This window comes from Streptomyces sp. NPDC043427 (assembly GCF_056436655.1).
Map to the genome: position 1 here is coordinate 28738 of NZ_JBWKCC010000035.1, position 20848 is coordinate 49585.

20 protein-coding genes are annotated in these 20848 nt (G+C 72.6%); 11 read left to right on the forward strand and 9 right to left on the reverse strand.

The features are described 5' to 3' along the window. Positions 1 to 50: 50 nt before the first annotated feature. From AC067M_RS38330 to AC067M_RS38340, 3 genes are all read right to left on the reverse strand, one after another. On the reverse strand, positions 51 to 929 hold the full coding sequence (locus AC067M_RS38330) for a hypothetical protein (RefSeq protein ID WP_478701624.1): 879 nt from the start codon (positions 927 to 929) through the stop codon (positions 51 to 53). A gap of 103 nt (positions 930 to 1032) precedes the next feature. After that, positions 1033 to 2559, reverse strand: coding sequence for a hypothetical protein (locus AC067M_RS38335; RefSeq protein WP_478701625.1), 1527 nt, complete (start codon positions 2557 to 2559; stop codon positions 1033 to 1035). 183 nt (positions 2560 to 2742) lie between these two features. Beyond that, positions 2743 to 3438 carry a GntR family transcriptional regulator gene (locus AC067M_RS38340; protein ID WP_478701626.1) on the reverse strand — a complete coding sequence of 232 codons (696 nt, stop codon included), beginning with the start codon at positions 3436 to 3438 and terminating at the stop codon, positions 2743 to 2745. Between the two features lie 170 nt (positions 3439 to 3608). On the opposite strand from AC067M_RS38340, the gene AC067M_RS38345 reads away from it, so the two are divergent. The 5 genes from AC067M_RS38345 to AC067M_RS38365 are packed head-to-tail and all read left to right on the forward strand — an operon-like array spanning position 3609 to position 8072. Beyond that, the gene (locus AC067M_RS38345) at positions 3609 to 4910 is read left to right on the forward strand and encodes an MFS transporter (protein WP_478701627.1); all 1302 of its coding nucleotides are present in this window, start codon (positions 3609 to 3611) and stop codon (positions 4908 to 4910) included. Positions 4911 to 4966: 56 nt separating this feature from the next. Next, positions 4967 to 5812, forward strand: coding sequence for a putative hydro-lyase (locus AC067M_RS38350; protein WP_478701691.1), 846 nt, complete (start codon positions 4967 to 4969; stop codon positions 5810 to 5812). Positions 5813 to 5830: 18 nt separating this feature from the next. Continuing rightward, complete coding sequence (locus AC067M_RS38355; RefSeq protein ID WP_478701628.1) at positions 5831 to 6589, forward strand: LamB/YcsF family protein; 759 nt, start codon at positions 5831 to 5833, stop codon at positions 6587 to 6589. Continuing rightward, a complete protein-coding gene (locus AC067M_RS38360; protein WP_478701629.1) occupies positions 6586 to 7206 on the forward strand; it encodes a 5-oxoprolinase subunit B family protein in 621 nt (206 codons plus the stop codon). The genes AC067M_RS38355 and AC067M_RS38360 overlap by 4 nt, the downstream gene beginning before the upstream one ends. Further along, positions 7203 to 8072 carry a 5-oxoprolinase subunit C family protein gene (locus AC067M_RS38365; RefSeq protein WP_478701630.1) on the forward strand — a complete coding sequence of 290 codons (870 nt, stop codon included), beginning with the start codon at positions 7203 to 7205 and terminating at the stop codon, positions 8070 to 8072. Before AC067M_RS38360 ends, AC067M_RS38365 begins: the two co-directional genes overlap by 4 nt. A 41-nt stretch (positions 8073 to 8113) precedes the next feature. Here AC067M_RS38365 and AC067M_RS38370 read toward each other — a convergent pair whose 3' ends face one another. The 5 genes from AC067M_RS38370 to AC067M_RS38390 all read right to left on the reverse strand — a co-directional run bounded on the left by AC067M_RS38370 (position 8114) and on the right by AC067M_RS38390 (position 13566). Further along, positions 8114 to 8974, reverse strand: coding sequence for an SGNH/GDSL hydrolase family protein (locus AC067M_RS38370; protein ID WP_478701631.1), 861 nt, complete (start codon positions 8972 to 8974; stop codon positions 8114 to 8116). Continuing rightward, the gene (locus tag AC067M_RS38375) at positions 8971 to 10134 is read right to left on the reverse strand and encodes a glycosyltransferase (RefSeq protein WP_478701632.1); all 1164 of its coding nucleotides are present in this window, start codon (positions 10132 to 10134) and stop codon (positions 8971 to 8973) included. Before AC067M_RS38375 ends, AC067M_RS38370 begins: the two co-directional genes overlap by 4 nt. Next, complete coding sequence (locus AC067M_RS38380; protein ID WP_478701633.1) at positions 10131 to 11258, reverse strand: glycosyltransferase family 4 protein; 1128 nt, start codon at positions 11256 to 11258, stop codon at positions 10131 to 10133. The genes AC067M_RS38375 and AC067M_RS38380 overlap by 4 nt, the downstream gene beginning before the upstream one ends. A 169-nt stretch (positions 11259 to 11427) precedes the next feature. Then, on the reverse strand, positions 11428 to 12849 hold the full coding sequence (locus tag AC067M_RS38385; protein ID WP_478701634.1) for a HEAT repeat domain-containing protein: 1422 nt from the start codon (positions 12847 to 12849) through the stop codon (positions 11428 to 11430). Positions 12850 to 13173: 324 nt separating this feature from the next. Beyond that, positions 13174 to 13566 carry an ankyrin repeat domain-containing protein gene (locus tag AC067M_RS38390; RefSeq protein ID WP_478701635.1) on the reverse strand — a complete coding sequence of 131 codons (393 nt, stop codon included), beginning with the start codon at positions 13564 to 13566 and terminating at the stop codon, positions 13174 to 13176. Between the two features lie 262 nt (positions 13567 to 13828). On the opposite strand from AC067M_RS38390, the gene AC067M_RS38395 reads away from it, so the two are divergent. Together AC067M_RS38395 and AC067M_RS38400 are read left to right on the forward strand one after the other, a co-directional pair. Continuing rightward, positions 13829 to 14023, forward strand: a complete 195-nt coding sequence (locus AC067M_RS38395; RefSeq protein WP_478701636.1) for a hypothetical protein — start codon at positions 13829 to 13831, stop codon at positions 14021 to 14023. Positions 14024 to 14075: 52 nt separating this feature from the next. Next, positions 14076 to 15644 carry a P-loop NTPase family protein gene (locus AC067M_RS38400; RefSeq protein WP_478701637.1) on the forward strand — a complete coding sequence of 523 codons (1569 nt, stop codon included), beginning with the start codon at positions 14076 to 14078 and terminating at the stop codon, positions 15642 to 15644. Between the two features lie 37 nt (positions 15645 to 15681). Here the strand turns inward: AC067M_RS38400 and AC067M_RS38405 are convergent, their stop codons facing one another. Further along, positions 15682 to 17181 (reverse strand): SCO1417 family PLP biosynthesis transcription factor, encoded by a 1500-nt coding sequence (locus AC067M_RS38405; protein ID WP_478701638.1) that lies wholly within the window; start codon positions 17179 to 17181, stop codon positions 15682 to 15684. 98 nt (positions 17182 to 17279) lie between these two features. Here AC067M_RS38405 and yczE point away from each other — a divergent pair, with 98 nt between their 5' ends. The 4 genes from yczE (at position 17280) to AC067M_RS38425 (ending at position 20770) form a co-directional block, all read left to right on the forward strand. Next, positions 17280 to 17945 (forward strand): membrane protein YczE, encoded by a 666-nt coding sequence (yczE, locus tag AC067M_RS38410; protein WP_478701639.1) that lies wholly within the window; start codon positions 17280 to 17282, stop codon positions 17943 to 17945. Then, the gene (locus AC067M_RS38415; RefSeq protein ID WP_478701640.1) at positions 17942 to 18703 is read left to right on the forward strand and encodes a glycerophosphodiester phosphodiesterase family protein; all 762 of its coding nucleotides are present in this window, start codon (positions 17942 to 17944) and stop codon (positions 18701 to 18703) included. The genes yczE and AC067M_RS38415 overlap by 4 nt, the downstream gene beginning before the upstream one ends. A 61-nt stretch (positions 18704 to 18764) precedes the next feature. After that, the gene (locus AC067M_RS38420; protein WP_478701641.1) at positions 18765 to 20117 is read left to right on the forward strand and encodes an MFS transporter; all 1353 of its coding nucleotides are present in this window, start codon (positions 18765 to 18767) and stop codon (positions 20115 to 20117) included. 278 nt (positions 20118 to 20395) lie between these two features. Continuing rightward, positions 20396 to 20770, forward strand: coding sequence for an RNA polymerase-binding protein RbpA (locus AC067M_RS38425; protein WP_010357981.1), 375 nt, complete (start codon positions 20396 to 20398; stop codon positions 20768 to 20770). Positions 20771 to 20848: the final 78 nt, after the last annotated feature.

Below are 20848 nucleotides of genomic sequence, written 5' to 3' on the forward strand. Positions count from 1 at the left end.
AAGTCTTCGGCAGATCAGGGGGGTTCAGAAGCCTCGGGAGCTTCGGTGCTTCAGGAGTGGAACGGCAGACCGGCGTCGGCCACCAGGTCCAGGTCCTCGGTTTCCTCGGCGGGCAGCAGCGTCGGCGTGCCGTCGGTCATCGGGACCACGCCCAGTTCGAGGAGCTCGGCCATGGCGGCGCTTCCCGCCATGTCCCGCACCTGGAGCTGGTACCGCGCCGTCGTCCGATACGTACCGCCGTTGTCGTCTCCGGTGCGCTGCAGGAACCCGGAGTCGGTGAGGAACGCGACGGCCTTGCCGACGATGCCCGTGGTGGAACCCGCCAGCCTGCGGGCGTCCTTGGTGGCACCGGTGGAGCTGCGTCTGGCCCAGATCCGCCAGGCGGCCTCCAGGCCGGGCGCCTCGGTGGCCGGGTCGGTGTTCTCGCCCTGGAGCTCGGCGCGCTCCTCCAGCCGACGGCACGCCTGCCGCACGAAGGCGTCGACCCCGTTGACGCTGACCCGCCCGATGTACCCGTCGTCGGCGAGGTCCTCCGGCCGCGGGAACGCCATGGCGGCGACCGCGAGGTGGGCCAGCCCGTGCAGGAACCGGTCTCCGGAGTCCGCGGACGTCCGCCGGGCGTAGTCGCCCATGCGAACGGCGAACACCGAGTCCTCGGCGGCGGTCACGGCCATCCCCGCGCGCGGGGACACCTCCAGCACGATGAGCCCCAGCCCCGCCGCCACGGCATCCGCCAGCCGCGCGAACGGCGGGTCCTCGCGGTATCGCCGCAACAACTCCGTGTACTCCTGGTCGCGCGCGGGCTGCAGCTTGGGCTGCAACCCGAAGGCGACGAGCCGCGCCGCGTCAGCGGCGTCGGCGGGCGTGACGGCGGCGGACGCCGACGGCACCGCGGCCTCCACGTCACTCCACTCGACGTGCTCAGTCACGACTGCAACTCCTCGAACTTGTCATCAGGGCTCAGGGCAACACACCCAGGGGCGCGGGGAACTGCGCGACCAACCACCGGCCACCCGCGCACGAACGACGACATCACGCCGCCTCCGTCCGACCCGCCGCCATCCCCACCGCGTCCAGCAGAGCCGTCCCCACGATCAGATCCGCCCCACCGAACTCGGGATCCTCCAGCTCCACCCCGTCGTCCACGGCGAACAACAACTTCTCCTCACCCTGCCGATACGCCGTCCCCACCGGCGGGCTGGCGGCGTGAACAGCCAACAGCGCCACCAGGTACGGCAGCTCGGGGTCGGACCGACGCGCTTGCGCCAGCAACCCCGACAGCCGCCGCGGCGCATCCGCGGGCAGGTCCAGCAACTCCATCGCCGCCGCCAGCTGCTCCTCGCTGAACCGGCTGTCGTCCGGCGTGGCGATGAGGTCCGGCTCGGGCATCTCCGCCCCGAGATGTTCCCGCTCCATCGGCGGCGTCAGCAGTATGTCGACCAGGTCGCTCACCCGCACGGACACCGGCGTACGCAACCCCGTCCCGCGCGCGAAGAACGCGTCGGTGACCCGGATCGCCTGCTCCATCGGCAGCGGAAGGACCGGCGCGACGAGGTGGCCGTACAGGTCTATCCCCGATGCCGTCATCGGTGTGGCGAAGGCCTGCCGGTCCTGCTCGGCACGGAAGAGGGGCCCGGCCTCCAGCAGCCTGGACTGGAGCTGGGTGTGGCGGCGGATGCAGTCCTTGACGATGTCGACGAGCTCGGCCGCACGCCGCTTGTTCTCCGGGTCCTCGGACTCGTCCCGCGCCTTGCGGATGTTGGTGAGGATGGCGTTCTCGTGGCGGTAGCGGTCGGCTACGTGGTCGAGTGCCTCGGCGATCATGTCGGGCACGGTGTTGAGCCAGTCCACCGCGCGGACGTTGCGCCGGGTCGCCTCCAGGGCCCTGCGCAGGGTCTCGGAGTACTGCACGGTGCGGTAGCGGGCCTGCTCGGCTGCCAGCTGCGCGTCCGCGAGCCGGCCGCGGCTGATCAGCACCTCCAGCTTGACCTCGGCGGCGATCTGCGCGCTGGTGACGTCGGTGTCGAGGGCGCCGACGAGGACGTTGACGGCTTCGTCCGTCGTACGGAGGTAGACGCTGCCTCCGTAGCCGGGCACCTCCTCGATCAGCTTGAAGTCGTAGTCACGGCGCACATAGCTGCCGTCGGGCGCGAACGTGCCGTACACGGCGCGGAAGCCGCGGTCGACGCTGCCGACGTTGATCAGGTTCTCCAGGACCCAGCGGGCCACCCGCTCGTGCTCGGCGCCGGGCCGGTTCGGGGCCTGGGCGGTGATGCGCGGGATGAGCCGGGCGACGATCTGGTCGTGGTCGGCGCCCGTGTCGAAGTCCATGTTCAGGGTGACCAGGTCGATGGCGGCCAGGGCGATCTCCGCCATGCCGTAGACCGAGTACTCGCCGGCGAGGTTGGCCTTGCGTGCGTCGAGGTCGTGGATCGGCGCCGTGCATGCGAGCGCACGCAGCCGCCGCGCCAGCCCCTCGTCGGCGGCCGGGCCCGGTGCGGGGCGCGGCCCCGCGCTGAGCTGGGGCGGAACGCTGTCCGTCGATGCAGGCGAAGTCACGGTGCACAGACTAGGTCCTCGGTCTGACAACGACCCAAACGACGAAGACGCGCCCCTACGGTCGGGCCGACGCGGCGCGACGGCCGACCGTCGGCCCCGCCCTCACGAACGGCCGCACACGGCCCCGAACGCTCTGGCCCTCCCTCCCCACGAACGGCCTGGCCCTCCCTCCCCACGAGCGGCCTAACCTTCCTCGCCCACCCGCCGCTGGTACACCTCCACCACTCGCGCCAGCGAGTCGTCGAGGTAGGTCGCGAGGAGCCTCTCAGCCCCGGCCTTGTCCCCGGCCTGCAGAGCTTGGAGGATCTGCTGGTTGCGGGTGAGGTAGGGCTCGTGCAGCCGACGCGGGTCGTCCACGACGTGGAAGGCGAGGCGCAGCTCCGCGAAGACGCTGCGCATCAGTTCGTCGGTGCGTTCGCTGCCGGCGAGCGCGACGAGCTCGCGGTGGAAGTGGATGTTGGCCGTGCCCAGCCCCTTCCAGTCCTTCTGGAGGGACGCCAGCTGCCCTTCGGTGACCGCCGCCGCGAGGCTCTCCAGCGCGTACGGCGGCTCGCCGAGCCCCCGGACGACGGCGCACTCCACGAGGGCGCGGGTGCGGTAGATGTCCTCGACGTCCTCGACGGTCAGGACGCGCACGAACACACCCCGGTTCAGTTCGTGGACGAGCAGGCGTTCGTGCGTGAGCAGCCGGAACGCCTCGCGCAACGTGTTGCGGGAAACGCCGAGCGCCCCACCGATGCTGTCCTCCGACAGCCGTGTCCCGGGCGGGAAGTAGCCATCCGCGATCCGGCTTCTGAGGATGTCCGACACCCGTTCGGCCGTGCTGGTGCGGCCCAGAAGGGCGCGGTCGTCGGCCAGTCCCGCCAGCTGCTCTGCCATGCCCGGAATTCAATCGCAGACAGAAGAACGAGACAACATGGGTATTGAAGGATCGTTGAACGATCCCCTACGGTGCTGTCCACGGCCCCGCCCCGCCCCCACCGAGGCGCCCGGCCTCCGCCGCACGGCACGGCTCACTCCCCAGCGCCCTCTCCCTCTGCGAGGTGCACATGAGCACAACCCCTCCACCGCAGGCCGTCACCACAGCCACCCAGCCCGGAACCGATGAACGCGCCGCCGACGACGGCGCGTTCGGCTGGCTGCGCGCCCTCGGCCCGCGCGGCCGCCGCGCCTTCGCCGGTGCGTTCGGCGGCTATGCGCTGGACTCGTACGACTACTTCACGCTGCCGCTGAGCATGGTCGCCCTGGCCGCCTACTTCGGCCTGGACAGCGGCCAGACCGGCCTCTTCACCACCGTCACGCTCGTGGTCTCCGCGATCGGCGGCGCCCTCGCGGGCGTGCTGGCCGACCGGGTAGGCCGGGTCAGGGCACTGATGGTCACGGTGATCACGTACGCGGTGTTCACCGTCGCCTGCGGCTTCGCGCCGAACTACGAGACCCTGCTGGTCTTCCGGGCCCTGCAGGGCCTGGGCTTCGGCGGCGAGTGGGCGGTCGGCGCGATCCTCGTCGCGGAGTACGCGAGCGCGAAGCACCGCGGCCGCACGCTCGGCGCGATCCAGAGTTCCTGGGCCGTGGGCTGGGCGCTCGCCGCGATCGTGTACACGCTGGTCTTCTCGTTCCTCGGCGACGACCTGGCCTGGCGGGTGATGTTCTGGACCGGCGCCCTGCCCGCGCTGCTCATCGTGTGGATGCGGCGCCGGGTGCAGGATGCCCCCGAGGCGGTCGCGGTGCGCGAGGCGAGTACCGAGAAGGGATCGTTCACGGCGATCTTCAAGCCCGGTCTGCTGCGCACCACGGTCTTCGCGGCGCTGCTCTCCACCGGTGTCCAGGGCGGCTACTACACCCTCGCCACCTGGGTGCCGACGTATCTGAAGACCGAGCGCGGCCTGTCGGTCGTCGGGACCGGCGGATACCTGACGTTCCTGATCTCGGGCGCGTTCGCCGGCTATCTCACCGGTGGCTACCTCACCGACCGGCTGGGCCGCCGACGCAACATCTGGCTGTTCGCCCTGCTGTCGGCCCTGTGCATCCTTGCGTACGCGAACATCCCGGGTGGCGCCAACACCCTGCTGCTGGTGCTCGGTTTCCCGCTCGGGTTCTGCATGTCGGCGATCTTCAGCGGCTTCGGCTCCTACCTGAGTGAGCTGTACCCGACGGCGGTGCGCGGCACGGGTCAGGGCTTCACGTACAACACCGGCCGCGCCGTCGGCGCGGTCTTCCCCACCAGCGTCGGCTACCTGGCCGACAGCTGGGGCGTGGGCGGTGCGCTGGTCTTCGGGGCGATCGGCTACGGCATCGCGGCCCTGGCGCTGCTGGGGCTGCCGGAGACGCGCGGAAAGGAACTGGCGTGAACGGTACCGAACACAGCACGAGCCACCGCATCCCGACTCTCACGGACGACCGCCCCCTGGCCCGCACCGACCATCGCCCCGACACCCTCACGAACGACCGCCCCTTGACCCTCGTCGACGAGCACGCGCACGCGTGGAGCCCGAGAAGCGCGCGGGAGCGCTTCCGGGAGGGTCTCGCGGGTCCGACGGCCGGGGTGGCGGCGGGACACACCCAGGTCAACCTGATCTCGGTGCCCGCGGACTGGGCGTACGAGATGCTGCTGTTCTGCCAGCGCAATCCGAAGCCGTGCCCCGTGCTGGACGTGACGGACGCCGGATCGTTCAACACGGTCCTCGCGGACGGCGCCGACCTGCGCACCGATCTGCCGCGCTACCGGGTGTGGCGCGACGGTGAGTTGGTGGACGAGCCGACGGACGTGCTCGGTCACTGGCGCGGCGACCTGGTGTCGTTCCTGATCGGGTGCAGCTTCACCTTCGAGTGGGCGCTGTCCGAGGCGGGCGTCCCGATCCGTCACGTCGAACAGGGGCGCAACGTGCCGATGTACGTGACGAACCGTCAGTGCCGTCCCGCGGGGCGGCTGCACGGTCCGATGGTGGTGTCCATGCGGCCGGTGCCGCCGCAGCACCTGGCGGCGGCCATCCGGGAGAGCAGTCTGCTCCCGGCGGTGCACGGCGGCCCCGTACACTGCGGCGATCCGTCGGGCCTCGGCATCGACGACCTCGGCCGCCCCGACTTCGGGGACCCGGTGGACGCCGAGCCGGACGACCTCCCGGTGTTCTGGGCCTGTGGTGTGACCCCGCAGGCCGCGGTGATGGCCTCACGTCCGCCGTTCGCCATCACGCACGCACCGGGGCAGATGTTCCTCACCGACGCCCGCGACGAGCAGTACCGCGTGGCCTGACAGGAGACACGAGGGTCCATGACACCGATCGATCTGAACGCCGACCTCGGCGAGGGCTTCGGCCGCTGGCAGCTGACCGACGACGAGCGACTGCTGTCCGTCGTCACCAGCGCCAACGTGGCCTGCGGCTTCCACGCCGGGGACGCGGCCACCATGCGGCGGGTGTGCGAGCTGGCGGCCGGGCGCGGGGTACGGATCGGCGCCCAGGTCTCCTACCGGGACCTCGCGGGGTTCGGGCGGCGTGCGATGGACGTGCCGCCCGACGAACTGGCGGCCGAGGTGGCCTACCAGATCGGCGCCCTGGAGGTCTTCGCCCGGGCGGCGGGCTCCCGCGTGGCGTACGTCAAGCCGCACGGCGCGCTCTACAACCGCGTCGTGCACGACGAGGAGCAGGCCCGCGCGGTCGTCGACGGCGTGCTCCTCGCGGACAGCGCCCTGCCCGTGCTCGGCCTGCCCGGCTCGCGCCTGCTGGAGCTGGCCGGCAAGGCCGGGCTGCCGACCGTCACCGAGGCGTTCGCGGACCGTGCGTACACCGACGAGGGCACCCTCGTGCCGCGCGGTCGGGAGGGTGCCGTGGTCGCCGACCCGGACGCGGTCGTGGAGCGCTCGGTGAGCCTCGCCCGCTCCGGCACCGTGGTCGCCCGTTCCGGCGCCCGCATCGAGGTACGCGCGCGTTCCCTGTGCCTGCACGGGGACACACCCGGCGCGGTGGAGCTGGCCCGCCGTGTGCGGCAGCGGCTGGAGGAGTCGGGCGTCCGGGTGGAGGCCTTCGCATGAGGGCCCTGCCCGTCGGCGACAGCGCCCTGCTCGTCGAGTTCTCCTCGGGCGACGAGGCCCAGGCCCTGCACGCGGAGCTGCTGCGCCGCCGCGCGGAGGGCACGCTGACCGTGCGGGAGATCGTCCCCGCGGCCCGTACCGTCCTCCTCGACGGCCTGGAGGACCCGGTCCGTTGGGCATCCGAACTGACCGCCACCGACGTCCCTCCCGCTCCCCCACGCGCGCACGAGGTGGTCGAGATCCCGGTGCGCTACGACGGCCCGGACCTCGCCGACGTCGCCGCCCACTGGGGCGTCTCGGAGGAGGAGGTGGCCGCCGTCCACGCGTCCGCCCAGTTCCGCGTCGCGTTCTGCGGCTTCGCGCCCGGCTTCGGTTACCTCACCGGTCTCCCGGCGTGCTACGACGTACCGCGCCGGGTCACTCCGCGCACGGCCGTCCCGGCCGGTGCGGTGGCGCTGGCCGGCCCGTACACGGGCGTGTACCCGCGCTCGTCACCCGGCGGCTGGCAGCTCATCGGCACCACGGACGCGGTGTTGTGGGACCACGCGCGTGTGCCCGCCGCCCTGCTGTCGCCGGGCACGCGCGTGCGCTTCGTTCCGATGGGGCCGGCCGCATGACCGACCGCGCGCTCGCCGTCGTACGCGCCGGGGCGCTGACCACCGTGCAGGACCGGGGCCGCCCGGGGCACGCGCACCTCGGCGTGCCCCGTTCGGGTGCGCTGGACGCCCCCGCGGCGGCGCTCGTCAACCGGCTGGTCGGAAACACACCCGACGCGGCCGTCCTGGAGACCACCCTCAACGGCTGTGCCGTCCAGCCCCGTTCCACGGTCATCGTGGCGGTCGGCGGCGCGCCGTGCCCGGTCGCCGTCGACGGACGGCCGGTCGCCTGGGGCGCACCCGTGCGCGTACCCGCCGGATCGGTCCTGGACGTCGGTGCGGCCGCACAGGGAGTACGCAGCTACGTGGCCGTCTCCGGCGGCATCGCCGTCGAACCGGTCCTCGGCAGCCGCTCCACCGACCTGCTGTCCGGTCTCGGCCCCGCCCCCCTCACGGACGGCACGGTCCTTCCCCTGGGGCCCGTGATCGGCCCCCACGCGCGTGTGGACGTCGCCCCGCAGCCCCGGCCCCCCGCCGAACTCGTCCTGCGCGTCACCCTGGGCCCACGCGACGACTGGTTCACGCCCGACGCGGTACGGACGTTCACGTCACGCCCGTACCGCGTGTCCTCGGCGAGCAACCGCATCGGCCTGCGCACGGAGGGCCCGGCCCTGGAGCGGGCCCGGCCGGGGGAACTCCCCAGCGAGGGCATGGTGCTGGGCGCTGTCCAGGTCCCGCCGAACGGGCGGCCGATGGTGTTCCTGGCCGACCATCCGACCACCGGGGGCTACCCGGTGATCGGGGTCGTCCGCACAGCCGACCTCCCCGCGGTGGCCCAGGCCCTCCCGGGCACCCCGGTCCGCTTCGTGGCGGTACGGCGCCGGTAGGACCAGTCACGACCGACGAGGGCCTACGCACCCGGTGAGGCTTACGCGGCGTCGGCCCGCTGCTCCCCCACCGACAGTGCCGCCAACGCCGCCGACACCGCCGCGGATGCCCGCAGGTCGAGGCGGGCACTCGTGCCCCGCGCGCGGTGACGGATCTCGTCGGCGGCGAGGGTGAGCAGTTGCGGCAGCAGGTCGGTGCACCTCCGGGCCACCCACCCGGTGCCTGCGGTGGCCAGCCACCGCAGGCTCGTCGACTTCGTGGGCGCCGGGAACTCGGGCTCCGGCGAGGGCGCCTTACCCGTCGCGAGGCCCGCCTCCGCCAGCAGCGCGTGGAAACGCACGGCCAGTTGCCGGTGCCCGCCCTCGCCCGGGTGCAGCCGGTCCGCGCTCCACAACGCGCGGTCGGTGAGCCACTCGCCCTCTGCGGCATGCAGATGGACGGCCCCGTACCGGTCGGACAGCGCGTGCACGACGGCGTTGACCGCGCGCTGCCGCCGGGCCAGCGGGCGGACGAGAGCACCGGGCAGGCCCAGCATCGCGCCCGGGTCGGGCAGGCACGCGGTGAGGAGGACCGCGCCCTGCCCGGTGAAGGCGGCGTACACCGCGTCGAGCCGTTCGGCGACGGCTTGGATGTCGAAGGTGCAGCGCAGGGTGTCGTTGACACCGACGACGACGGAGACGAGGTCCGGTCGCAGCTCCAGCCCGGCGGGCAGTTGCCGTTCCAGCACGTCACGCGTCTGCGCACCGCTGATCGCGAGCTTGGTGAACTCCACGGCGTCCTGGGGCTGTTCGGCGATTCCGTCGGCAAGCAGCGCGGCCCAGCCGCGCCACCCGTCACCCACGGGGTCACCCACCCCTTCGGTCAGTGAGTCCCCGAGCGCCACGAATCGGACGGTTCTCATCCGACGCCTCCGCGCACATGGGGCCGCAGCCGCACCGTCGCATCGTGTGCCGCCAGGAACGCCTCCACCGCCGCGCCCCAGCCGAAGCCCTCCGCACGCGCGCGTGCCGCCTCCCGCCGCTCGTCCTCGGAGCGGTCGAGGAGCATGCTCACGGCGTCCGCGAAACCCTCCCCGTGGTCGGCGGCGGTGGCGCCCGCGGATCCGACCACTTCAGGCAGCGCGGACGAGGAACTCACCGCCACGGGCGTCCCGCACGCCATCGCCTCCAGCGCGGCGAGCCCGAAGGTTTCGGCCGGTCCCGGCGCCAGACAGACGTCCGCGGAGGCCTGGAGCGCGCCGAGGAGGCCGCGGTCGGCGACGTGCCCGAGGAAGGTCACCGGCAACCGCCGCTCGCGCGCCCGCTGTTCGAGCCGCGACTTCAACGGCCCGTCCCCGGCCACCACCAGCACCGCCCGCTGACCGCGCCGCAGCAGCGACTCGAGGGCGTCCAGCGCGGTACCGGGCCGCTTCTCCACGGACAGCCGGGAGCACATCACCAGCAGGGTCTCGTCCACGCGCGCGTACCGCGCCCGCAGCGACGGGTCGCGCAGCGCGGGGTGCCGCTGCACGAGGTCGACGCCGAGCGGGGCCCGGACGACATTGCGGGCGCCGATCCGCACGAACTCGCGCTCGGCGAACTCCGTGGTGCACACCACGCGCGCGTACGTGTGGGCCGTACGGACGTTGAGGGCGTCGGCGGCGCGCCGGGCCGCCCCCTCCGGCAGGCCCCAGGTCCGTAGCACGCCGTCGGCGGTCTCGTGGGAGACCATGACGGCGGGCACCCGGGCCCGGCGCGCCCACCTGCCGGTCCACCGCAGCGTCGTACGGTCGGACACCTCGAGCCGGTCGGGGGCCAGCTCCTCCAGGACCCGGGCCACGCGCCGCTGGTCGGTGAGGACGCGATAGCCGCCGGTGCCCGGGAGCAGCGGCCCGGGCAGGGTGATCACCCGGCCCTGCTCGGTCTCACGGTCACTCGCGCACTCACCCGGGACGATCAGCACGGGCTCGTGGCCCGCCGCCTTGAAGCCCTTGCCGAGCTCGCGCAGCGCCGTGCGCAGGCCCCCGGACGCGGGGGCGACGAAGTTGGCGAGCCGTACGATCCGCAGCGAAGGCGCGCTCATGCCGCCACCACGTGCTTCCGTGCCGCCAGCACACCGGCGTAGTGCCCGATGAGCTGGTCGCCGACGGCGGCCCAGGTGCGCCCCTCGACCGTGGCCCGTCCGGCGGCCCCGTAGGCGGCGCGCGACGCGGGATCGGCGGCCAGCGTGCCCACGGCGTCCCGTACGGCGGCGGCGTCGCGCGGCGGCACCAGCAGCCCGGTGCGCCCATGGGCGACCAGGTCCAGCGGGCCGCCCGCGGCGGGCGCGACGACCGGGACACCGCTGGCCATGGCCTCCTGCACGGTCTGGCAGAACGTCTCGAAGGGGCCGGTGTGCGCGAACACGTCCAGCGAGGCGAAGATCCGGGCGAGGTCGTGGCCGGTACGACGGCCCAGGAAGACCGCTCCGGGCAGCACCTCCGAGAGCCCGGGCCGGCTCGGACCGTCGCCCACGACCACGACGCGTACGCCGGGCAGCCCGCACGTGTCGGCGAGCAGTTCGACGTGCTTCTCGGGGGCGAGGCGCCCCACGTAGCCGACGATCAGCTCGCCGTTCGGGGCGAGCTCGCGCCGCAGCGCGTCGTCGCGCAGTTCGGGGCGGAAGCGGGCGGTGTCCACGCCCCGGGGCCACAGCCGCACCCGGGGCACGCCGTGTGCCTCGAGGTCGTGCAGGGCGGCGTTGGAGGGAGCGAGGGTGAGGTCGGCGGCGGCGTGCACGGAGCGGATGCGCCGCCAGGCGGCCGCCTCGCCCGCGTGTACGTAGGTGCGGGCGTATCCGGCCAGGTCGGTCTGGTAGACGGCCACGGCGGGTATGCCGAGCCGGGCGGCGGCGGCCATGCCGCGGACGCCGAGGACGAAGGGGCTGGCCAGGTGGACGAGGTCGGCGCGGTGCTCGGTGAGCGCGGCGGCGACGCGTCGGCTGGGGAGGGCGACGCGGACCTGGGGGTAGCCGGGGAGGGGGAGGGAGGGGACACGGACGACGGGGCACGGCGCCGAGGCGTCGGGCCCGTTACCGGCGGCGGTGGCCGGCGCGACGACGAGCGGGAGATGACCGCGATCCACGAGGTGCCGGGCGGTCTGGAGCGCGCAGTGGGCCACGCCGTTCACATCGGGGGGAAAGGATTCGGTCACGATGACGACACGCATACCCGTGTTGTCGCCGCACCGGACGTGGCCGCGTCAAAGTGGATCTTTCCGAACGACAAACGTCCTGTGAGCGTTGCGCGGCGCGACCTCGCAGGTCAGACCACGTCCATGCACACCCGACCCGCGCGTCATCCCCCGTTCACCCGGCGGGCATGCCTCTACCCGGTGTTCACATCGCCGACGCCGCGTCCGGCCCGATCCGGCTGCGTACGGCCGTCTGCACCTCGGCCTCCTCGGCGGGATCGGCGGCGAGTCGGCGCAGTCGCTCGACGACGCGGACGTCACCGGTCTCGGCGTGCCGGGCGGCGACCTCGCGGGTGGTCTCCTCGCAGTCCCAGAGGCATTCGACGGCGAAGCCCGTGGGGAAGGCGGGGTCGGTGGCGGCGAGCGCGCGGGCGCAGCGTCCGCGCAGATGGGACGAGGCGGTCTCGCGGTAGATGTGGCGCAGGACGGGCGCGGCGCAGGCGATGCCGAGCCGCCCGGCGCCGTCGACGAGGGTCCACAGGGTGGGTGCGTCGGGCCCTTCGCCGCGTACGGCCTCGCGCAGGGCGCCGAGGACGAGGTCGCTGTCCTGGGCGCCGCCCCGGCAGGCGAGCATGCGGCCGGCGGCGGCGCCGAGGGCGTCGGGCCGATGGCCCCAGCCTCGGGCGCGGTCGACGGCGGCGACGCTGCGCATGCGTTCGAAGGCGTCGACGGCGGCGTCCACGACGGCCGTCGTGCCGGTGACCACGGCGCCCTCGATCAGGTCGAGGGCGTCGGGATCGTTGCTGTCGGCGAGGTAGCGCAGCGCGGTACAGCGCGCTCCGTCGGTGCCCTCCTGGGCCGCTCGGACGATCTCGGGGCGGTCCTCGGGGCCCGCCACGGCGCTGAGGCAGCGCGCGGCCGGGACATGGAGGGCGGCGCCGCGTTCGATGCCCTGCTGGGCCCACTCGAAGACGGCCTGCACGCTCCAGCCCGGGCGGGGGCCCGTGGGGCGCATCTGCCGCTGCCATCGGTCGAAGCAGCCGGTCTCCTGGGCGGCACGCACGCGTGTGGAGACGTAGTCGCGCGGGTCGTCGGCCCACAGCCGCCAGGGCCGCGGTTCGAAGGCGTCGCGCACGGTGGCGGCGAGTTCGGCCTCACCCTCGGCGTCGGTGGCGAAACGGGCCAGTACGGGCGCGGCGAGGGCGCGCAGACCGGCGTCGTCGTCGCGCAGGGCGAGCTCGTCCAGGGCCCAGGCCCAATTGGCGCCGGTGGCGGCGTACCTGCGCAGCAGTTCGAGGGCATCGCGCCTGCCGTAGGAGGCGAGGTGGCCGAGGACGGCGAGGGCGAGGCCCGTGCGGGACTCGTCGGTGTCGAAGGCGTCCTCGACGTCGAAGAGGTGCGCCTCGATCTCGTCCAGCTCGCCGTTCAGGTCGAGGAAGAGACGGGCGTAGTACAGGGAGCGGTTCTCCACCTGCCAGTCGTGGCGGGGGTCGCGCAGCACACAGTGGTTCAGCGCCGCGAGCGCGTCGGCCCGTGGGGCGGTGAGCGCGTGCAGCGTGCCGTCGCCGCGGCCCCGCTGGAGCAGGCCGAGCAGCGTACCGCTGGGCGCTATGACCGGATCGAACATGGGAAACAGCCTCACATCAAGCGTCGACGCAACCGGGGACCACGCATTACCTGGCCGCGTGACAACACGTCGGAGCGCCCGCCGTCTCTTGCTTGCTGTAGACCATCTTCCTCTGCCTCTCGTCGGTGGCCCATGCGGACCGCATCACGGCCCGCGCGGTGCGGCAACACCTGCCCAGCCATCGCGTCCGTGAATCACGTCGTCATGATGACTCGGCAGCTCAGCCTGCCGCGACCGAAATTTCCGGCGGCCCCGTACCGCCTCCCCCGTGGTCGTTGAATTACCTTGTCAGGAACTGCATTTCACCTGTTCACGAGCTACGGATCACTGCGCGCCGAAAAGCTTCAGCAGGTCCGCCTTGCCGAACATCCGGGCCGTGTCGACGGCTGACGGAGTGCCCGCGGACGGGTCGGCTCCGGCGTCGAGCAGGGCCCGGATCACCTCTTCCTCACCCTTGAAGACGGCCCCCGCGAGTGGGGTCTGGCCTCGGTCGTTGACGCGGTCCGCGTCGGCGCCGCGTTCCAGCAGCGCCCGCACCGCCCCGGCGTGGCCGTGGTAGGCGGCGAGCATCACGAGGGAGTCGCCCCGGTCGTTGGTGAGGTTGGCCGGAACACCCGCGTCGACGTACGCCACGAGCGCCTCGGTCTGCCCCCGCCGGGCCAGATCGAAGATCTTGGTCGCCAGCTCCACGACCTCGGGGTCGGGGGCTTCAGTCATCGGCCGGTCCGCCTCTCGCTACAACCGTTCAGGTGAATCGCCAGAGTACTGGCTTCCGGCGCACATGACCGGCCGCGTCCCAGGCAAAGATCACCACGGCCCCCGAGGGACGCGTCCAGCCCTGCTCAGGGGGTCATGACGACGCCTGCCACCTGAGTGAAATCAGCCGCATTGCACCTGGTTGCACCTTTTATCGTATGGATACATCCTGTGAGCCTGGAAGCACCCATGGTGACTGTCCCCACCAACCAGGAGACCTCAAATGATCTTGTCCATCTCAGGCGTGGTCCTGCTCGGCGTCATCGTTTTCCTGTTCTTCCGCAAGGACGGGCTCAAGGCGTCGCACGCCCTGGTCTCGGCCCTGTTCGGGTTCTACCTGGCCAGTACGGCCCTCGCCCCGAGCATCAAGGCCGGCGGCGAGAGCCTGGCCAGCCTCCTCGGCGGCATCAAGTTCTGACGCCGCCCGCCCCGCCGTCCGTCCCTTCCGTACGCACCATCAGGAGACAGCAGTGGCCCGGCGTCCTCTCCCCCGCATCCTGAGCACAGGCAGCGCGCAGATCGCCCGGAGCCGGGAGCTGGCCCGGACGGCGGCCGACAGCGCCACCGACGTCCTCCACCCGCTGATCACGATCACCCGCGGCATGCGCCGACTGGCCTCGGCAGGGCGGCGCAAGTGGGCCGACACCCCCAAGGACCGGCGCGGACCGCTGCTGTTCCTGGTGGCGTCGGTGGTCCTGGTCGTGGCGCTCCTGCCGTACGGCCCGCTGTTCGCCGTCATCACCCTGATGGCGGCGGCAGCCTGGCAGGGCCGGGGAGGCAGACCGGCGGAACCCGAGGGACCCGACGAGTCCCAGACCCAGCGCCTCCAGTCGCTCTACGAGGCCCTGGTGCCCTACTTCTCGACCGCCGAGGACCCCGCCCCGCTCTACGCCCACGGCGGCGAGTGGGAGAAGGCCTTCCCGGCGTACGAGTTCGACGGCTCGTGCCGCGTCAGCCACCTCGTCATCCGCTACCCGGCGTACTTCCCGGACGGCGAGGCCGAGGCCCGTGCCCGGGTCGAGCTGCTGCTCACCGCGAAGTCGGGCCGCGGCCGCGAGTACCACTTCACCTGGGACGAGGAGGGCAACGAACTCACGGTCACCGTCCTCTCCCCGCTCCCCACCGACATCACCGCCCAGCGCTTCGTCACCGCCCCCGGCGAGACGGTCCTCGGCTTCACCGACCCCACCCAGGTCCAGCGCACGCTCCCCCTCACCCACGGTGAGGAACGGCGCGACGTGCCGCCGGTCGTCTGGCGCACCGGTGCCCGCTCCACCGAGCCGCACCTGCTGATCGTGGGCCAGCCGGGCAGCGGGAGCTCCACCCTGCTGCGCTCCGTCGCGCTCCAGGCCCTCCAGCACGGCGACATCCTCGTCGTCGACGGCGGCGGCACCGGCGAGTACGCCTGCCTGACCGGCCGGGACGGTGTCCTGGCGGTCGAGGTCGGCCTGGCCGGCGCCCTGGCGAGCCTGGAATGGGCCGCGCACGAGACGGAGCGGCGGCTCATCGCGGCCAACCGCGCCCGTCAGGCGGGCCACCCGGCGCCGGACGACACGAGGCGCCCCCTGTGGGTCCTCCTCGACCGCCCCACCGCGTTCACCCACCTGGCCGACGCCGACGGCCGCAAGGACCCGCAGTCCATGCTCCAGGTGCCCCTCCGGCACGGCCGCGCGGCCAACGTGACGGTGGTCGTCGCCGAACAGTTCGACAGCCTGGACACCCTGAGCGACGCGGTACGACAGCACACGCGCGCGCGTGTCGCCCTCGGACCCGCCACCGCCGGGCAACTGGAGTCCCTCCTCGGCGCCCGCCCCCACACGACCCCCATCGCGCACGTCCCCCCGGGCCGCGGCTACGCCCGCCTGGGCACGGGCCCGGTCCATCGCCTCCAGGTTCCGGCGACGCCGGACCCGTACGACGACGCGACGACGGATGCGCAGCGTCAGGCGGTACTGGATCTGTTGCCGCCGCTGACGACGCCGGCGGACGAGGAGCCGGAGCCGGTACCGGTGGAAGCGGTGGTGGCTGAGAGCGCGTGAGCAAGGCCCCCGGTCGGTGCGGGCAAGGTTGGTTCCACTACGCCACGAACGTCCGCGGCGCCTCCACTCCCGCCGTCCCCCCGCTCTCCACCACCCGCGCCGCCGCGGCCAACCGCACCGCAGCCTCCTCGGCCACCGCACCCCCCACGGTGAACGGCAACCGCACATACCCCTCGAATGCCCCGTCGACCCCGAACCGGGGCCCGGACGGCACCCGCACACCCACCCGCTCCCCCGCCTCGGCGAGCCGCGACCCGGAGAGCCCCCCGGCCCGCACCCACAGCGTCAGTCCACCCTTGGGGACCTCGAACTCCCACTCCGGCAAGGCCCGTCGCACGGCTGCGACCAACGCGTCCCGGTTCTCCCGCGCCTGGCCCCGCCGCAGCTCCACCGCCTGCTCCCAGCCCCCGGTGCTGAACAGCCAGTTGACCGCCAGTTGCTCCAGCACCGGCGTGCCCAGATCGGCATACGCCCGCGCGGCGACCAGGCTGCGGATCACGTCCGGAGCGGCCCGCACCCACCCGATGCGCATCCCGGCCCAGAACGCCTTGCTGGCCGACCCGACGGTGATCACCGTGGATCCGGCGGGGTCGAACCCGCACACCGGCCGCGGCATCTCCACGTCCTCGTCCACCCACAGCTCGCTCATCGTCTCGTCGGCGATCAGCACGGTGCCGGCGGAGCGCGCCGCGTCCACGAGCCGCCGCCGCTGGTCGTCGTCGGCCAGCGCGCCGGTGGGGTTGTGGAAGTCGGCGACGACGTACGCGATGCGCGGCGCGGCCTCGCGCAGCACCTGACGCCAGCGGTCCAGGTCCCACCCGGCGAGCCCCTCCGCCATGGCGACCGGCACGAGCCGGGCGCCCGCCTCACGCATCAGCTGAAGGATGTTGGCATAGGAGGGCGACTCGACGGCGATGCGCTCGCCCCGCCCGCCGAACAGATGGCAGATCGCGTCGATGGCGCCCATCGCACCGGTCGTCACCATGATCTGTTCGGGCATCGTGGGGATCCCGCGCGCGGTGTAGCGCTCGGCGATCATCGCGCGCAGGGCGGGCAAGCCCGCCGGATAGTCGCCGTGCGTGTGCGCGTACGGCGGCAGTTCCTCCAGCGCGCCCCGCACGGCACGCGTGAGCCACGGCTCGGGTGCGGGGAGCGCCGCGCAACCCAGGTCGATCATCGAGCCGAGCGCCTCGGGCGGGAGCGGTTCGAGCCCGCGCGCGGGAAGGGGGTTTCCGGCCGGTACGGCGGTCCAGCTGCCCGCGCCGCGCCGGGACTCCAGGAAGCCCTCGAAGCGCAGCGCCTCGTAGGCGGCGGCGACGGTGGTGCGGCTGACGGACAGGGACAGGGCCAGTTCCCGTTCGGCGGGCAGCCGGGCCGCCACCGGGACACGCCCCTCCAATACCAGCAGCCGGATGCCGTCGGCGAGCGCGCGATAGGCGGGCGGACGGCGAGTGCCGGGGCCCGCGGGGCGGTCCTGCTGGGACTTGAGCAGCCGAGCGAGCTGCGTCGGCCCCACCGCCGAGGTCCACTGCGCCATGATTACCAGTCCACCTTCCCCGAATTGGCCATGGATGGCTTCTCTTCCCAAGCCACAGAGTGTCACGAGTCAGGCCACTACCACCACCGGGGGCACACTTGTCCACACAGATACGCGCCAGAGGTCACCTGGTCCGACGGCTCGTCCAGCTCTACGTCGGCCTCGCCCTCTACGGCGCCAGTTCCGCCCTGCTCGTCGAGGCGGGCCTGGGCCTGGAACCCTGGAACGTGCTGCACCAGGGCCTCGCCGAGCTCACCGGCCTGACGATCGGCGAGGTGTCCGTCGTCGTGGGCGCTGCGGTGCTGCTCCTGTGGATCCCGCTGCGCCAGCGCCCGGGCCTCGGCACCGTCTCCAACGTCTTCGTCGTCGGTATCGCCCTGGACGGCACGCTCACCCTGCTCCCCGACGCACACGGCCTGGCCGCGCGGGTGTCCCTGCTGGTGGCCGGGCTCGTGCTCAACGGCGCGGCCACCGGCCTCTACATCGCCGCGCGGTTCGGTCCGGGCCCACGGGACGGGCTGATGACGGGACTGCACGAGCGCACGGGCCGCTCGATCCGCCTGATGCGCACGGCGGTCGAGGTGGCGGTCGTCATGACCGGGTTCGTCCTCGGCGGCACGATCGGCGTCGGCACCCTCCTGTACGCGGTGTCGATCGGCCCACTCGCCCAGCTCTTCCTGCGCGTGTTCGCCGTACCGACGGCATCCGGGGGCAGCACGGTGGTTGCCGCGAGGACACCCAAGGGGGTGATACTGCCCAGGTGACCACGCGCCACCCCTATCTCGACCATCCGGGCCCCATCGCCTTCGCGCACCGCGGCGGGGCGGCGGACGGCCTGGAGAACACCGTGGCGCAGTTCCGGCGCGCGGTCGAGGCGGGCTACCGCTACATCGAGACGGACGTCCACGCCACGCTCGACGGCAGGCTCGTCGCCTTCCACGACGCCACGCTGGACCGGGTCACCGACGGCGCGGGCCGCATCGCGGACCTGCCGTGGAAGGACGTACGGCACGCGCGCGTGGCGGGCGAGGAACCGGTCCCCCTGTTCGAGGAGCTCCTGGAGACCTTCCCCGAGGTGCGCTGGAACATCGACATCAAGGCAGAGCCCGCACTCCACCCCCTGCTGAACCTGATCGGGCGGACCAACACCTGGGACCGGATCTGCGTCGGCTCGTTCTCCGAGGCCCGCGTGCTGCGCGCCCAGCGGCTGGCCGGTCCGCGCCTCGCAACCTCGTACGGGACCCGGGGCGTGCTCAACCTGCGGCTGCGCTCCTGGGGTGTCCCGGCGGCGCTGCGCCGCTCGGCGGTGGCCGCGCAGGTGCCAGAGGTGCAGTCGGGCATCCAGGTGGTGGACCACCGCTTCGTCCGCGCCGCGCACGCGCGCGGGCTGCAGGTGCACGTGTGGACGATCAACGAGGCGGATCGGATGCACCGGCTTCTGGATCTGGGAGTCGATGGCATCATGACCGATCACATCGACACGTTGCGCAAGGTCATGGAGGACCGGGGCGTCTGGGTCTGACCACCCGGGACCCCCCGCCCGAGCCTTCGCACGGCACTCCGGCGGGGAAGCGAGGGCACGGGTGGGCACCGACACCGTGCGGACGGACGCAGCCGACGACGCCGCGGGACGGCGGCGCGAGCAGCGCGGCTGGTACTTCTACGACTGGGCGTGCTCCGTCTACTCGACGAGCGTGCTCACCGTGTTCCTCGGCCCCTACCTGACGTCGGTCGCCAAGTCGGCCGCGGACGCCGACGGCTATGTCCATCCCTTGGGCATCCCGGTCCGGGCCGGGTCCTTCTTCGCGTACTCGGTGTCCCTGTCAGTGATCCTGGCCGTCCTGGTGATGCCCCTGGTGGGCGCCGCCGCTGACCGCACGGGACGCAAGAAGCCCTTCCTGGCGGCCGCCGCCTACACGGGGGCCGTGGCGACGACCGGCATGTTCTTCCTGGACGGCGACCGCTATCTGCTGGGCGGTGTGCTGCTGGTCGTGGCGAACGCCGCGCAGTCGGTCGCGATGATGCTCTACAACTCCTACCTCCCGCAGATCGCACCACCCGAGGAGCGCGACGCGGTCTCCTCCCGGGGCTGGGCCTTCGGCTACGCGTCGGGCTCCCTCGTCCTGATCGCCAACCTGGCCCTCTATCTCGGGCACGACACCTTCGGTGTGTCCGAGACCACGGCCGTGCGCATCTGCCTGGCGTCGGCCGGCCTGTGGTGGGGCGCCTTCACCCTCGTGCCGCTACGACGGCTGCGCGACCGCCGCTCCCCCGCGCGGGAGGCCGCCGCCGCCCTGCCCGGGCTGCGCCAGCTCGCGGCGACGATCCGCGACATGCGCCGCCACCCTCTGACCCTCGCCTTCCTGCTGGCATATCTCGTCTACAACGACGGCATCCAGACCGTTATCAGCCAGGCGTCGGTCTACGGCTCCGAGGAGCTGGGCCTCGGCCAGTCGACCCTGATCGCGGCCGTGCTGCTGGTACAGGTGCTGGCGGTGGTGGGCGCCCTGGGCATGGGTCTGATGGCCCGGCGCTACGGCGCCAAGCGCACGATCCTCGGCTCGCTCGTGGCGTGGACGGTGACACTGGGAGCGGGATACTTCCTGCCGGCCGGGGCACCGGTGTGGTTCTTCGCGCTGGCGGCCGGGATCGGGCTCGTGCTCGGCGGCAGCCAGGCCCTGTCCCGCTCGCTGTTCTCGCATCTCGTGCCGCCCGGCAAGGAGGCCGAGTACTTCGCGGCGTACGAGGTGAGCGACCGCGGGATGAGCTGGCTCGGCCCTCTTCTGTTCGGTCTGACGTACCAGCTGACCGGAAGTTATCGTGACGCGATCGTCTCGCTGGTGGCGTTCTTCGTGATCGGGTTCGTGCTGCTCGCGCGGGTGCCGGTGCGGCGGGCGATCGGCGACGCGGGCAATCCCGTTCCCGAACGGATTTAGCACTCTGGGCGAAAGCGCTGTAGTGTACGCGTTTGGCCTGCCAGGCGTACCGTTACTGCGCGTCAAAGATGACGAAACGCTGGGTGACATCTGCTAGCAGACGTGACAAACCGGGCGACGGTGGGTACTGCACTGGTTGACAAGGCTGCGGCTACGACGGCGACGCATGACCCGGAACGGGACACGGGACGGGAATCTTTACCGCCGACCGGACGTTGACCGGATGACGACGACAGCGACACCTGTCCTGTGGGCGACAAGCCCGGGAGGCACGATTCATGAGTGAGCGAGCTCTTCGCGGCACGCGCCTCGTGGTGACCAGCTACGAGACGGACCGCGGCATCGACCTGGCCCCGCGCCAGGCCGTGGAGTACGCATGCGAGAAGGGGCACCGCTTCGAGATGCCCTTCTCGGTCGAGGCGGAGATTCCGCCGGAGTGGGAGTGCAAGGTCTGCGGGGCCCAGGCACTCCTCGTGGACGGCGACGGCCCTGAGGAGAAGAAGGCCAAGCCCGCGCGTACACATTGGGACATGTTGATGGAGCGGCGCACCCGCGAGGAACTCGAAGAGGTCCTCGAGGAGCGGCTGGCCGTTCTGCGCTCCGGTGCGATGAACCTCGCGGTTCATCCCCGGGACAGCCGCAAGTCCGCATAGCGGGAGGCCGCGAACAAGCGCCAGTGACCGCGGGCGCCGTACGTCCATCGCACGTACGGCGCCCGCGGTCGTTCGGCG

Bases quoted from the DNA above. Each gene is read 5' to 3' on its own strand.
- AC067M_RS38380 (WP_478701633.1), bottom strand. From the start codon at position 11,258: ATGCGTGTCGTCATCGTGACCGAATCCTTTCCCCCCGATGTGAACGGC.
- AC067M_RS38370 (WP_478701631.1), bottom strand. From the start codon at position 8,974: ATGAGAACCGTCCGATTCGTGGCGCTCGGGGACTCACTGACCGAAGGG.
- AC067M_RS38360 (WP_478701629.1), top strand. From the start codon at position 6,586: ATGAGGGCCCTGCCCGTCGGCGACAGCGCCCTGCTCGTCGAGTTCTCC.
- AC067M_RS38385 (WP_478701634.1), bottom strand. From the start codon at position 12,849: ATGTTCGATCCGGTCATAGCGCCCAGCGGTACGCTGCTCGGCCTGCTC.
- AC067M_RS38390 (WP_478701635.1), bottom strand. From the start codon at position 13,566: ATGACTGAAGCCCCCGACCCCGAGGTCGTGGAGCTGGCGACCAAGATC.
- AC067M_RS38345 (WP_478701627.1), top strand. From the start codon at position 3,609: ATGAGCACAACCCCTCCACCGCAGGCCGTCACCACAGCCACCCAGCCC.
- AC067M_RS38340 (WP_478701626.1), bottom strand. From the start codon at position 3,438: ATGGCAGAGCAGCTGGCGGGACTGGCCGACGACCGCGCCCTTCTGGGC.
- AC067M_RS38425 (WP_010357981.1), top strand. From the start codon at position 20,396: ATGAGTGAGCGAGCTCTTCGCGGCACGCGCCTCGTGGTGACCAGCTAC.
- AC067M_RS38395 (WP_478701636.1), top strand. From the start codon at position 13,829: ATGATCTTGTCCATCTCAGGCGTGGTCCTGCTCGGCGTCATCGTTTTC.
- AC067M_RS38405 (WP_478701638.1), bottom strand. From the start codon at position 17,181: ATGGCGCAGTGGACCTCGGCGGTGGGGCCGACGCAGCTCGCTCGGCTG.
- AC067M_RS38375 (WP_478701632.1), bottom strand. From the start codon at position 10,134: ATGAGCGCGCCTTCGCTGCGGATCGTACGGCTCGCCAACTTCGTCGCC.
- AC067M_RS38365 (WP_478701630.1), top strand. From the start codon at position 7,203: ATGACCGACCGCGCGCTCGCCGTCGTACGCGCCGGGGCGCTGACCACC.
- AC067M_RS38355 (WP_478701628.1), top strand. From the start codon at position 5,831: ATGACACCGATCGATCTGAACGCCGACCTCGGCGAGGGCTTCGGCCGC.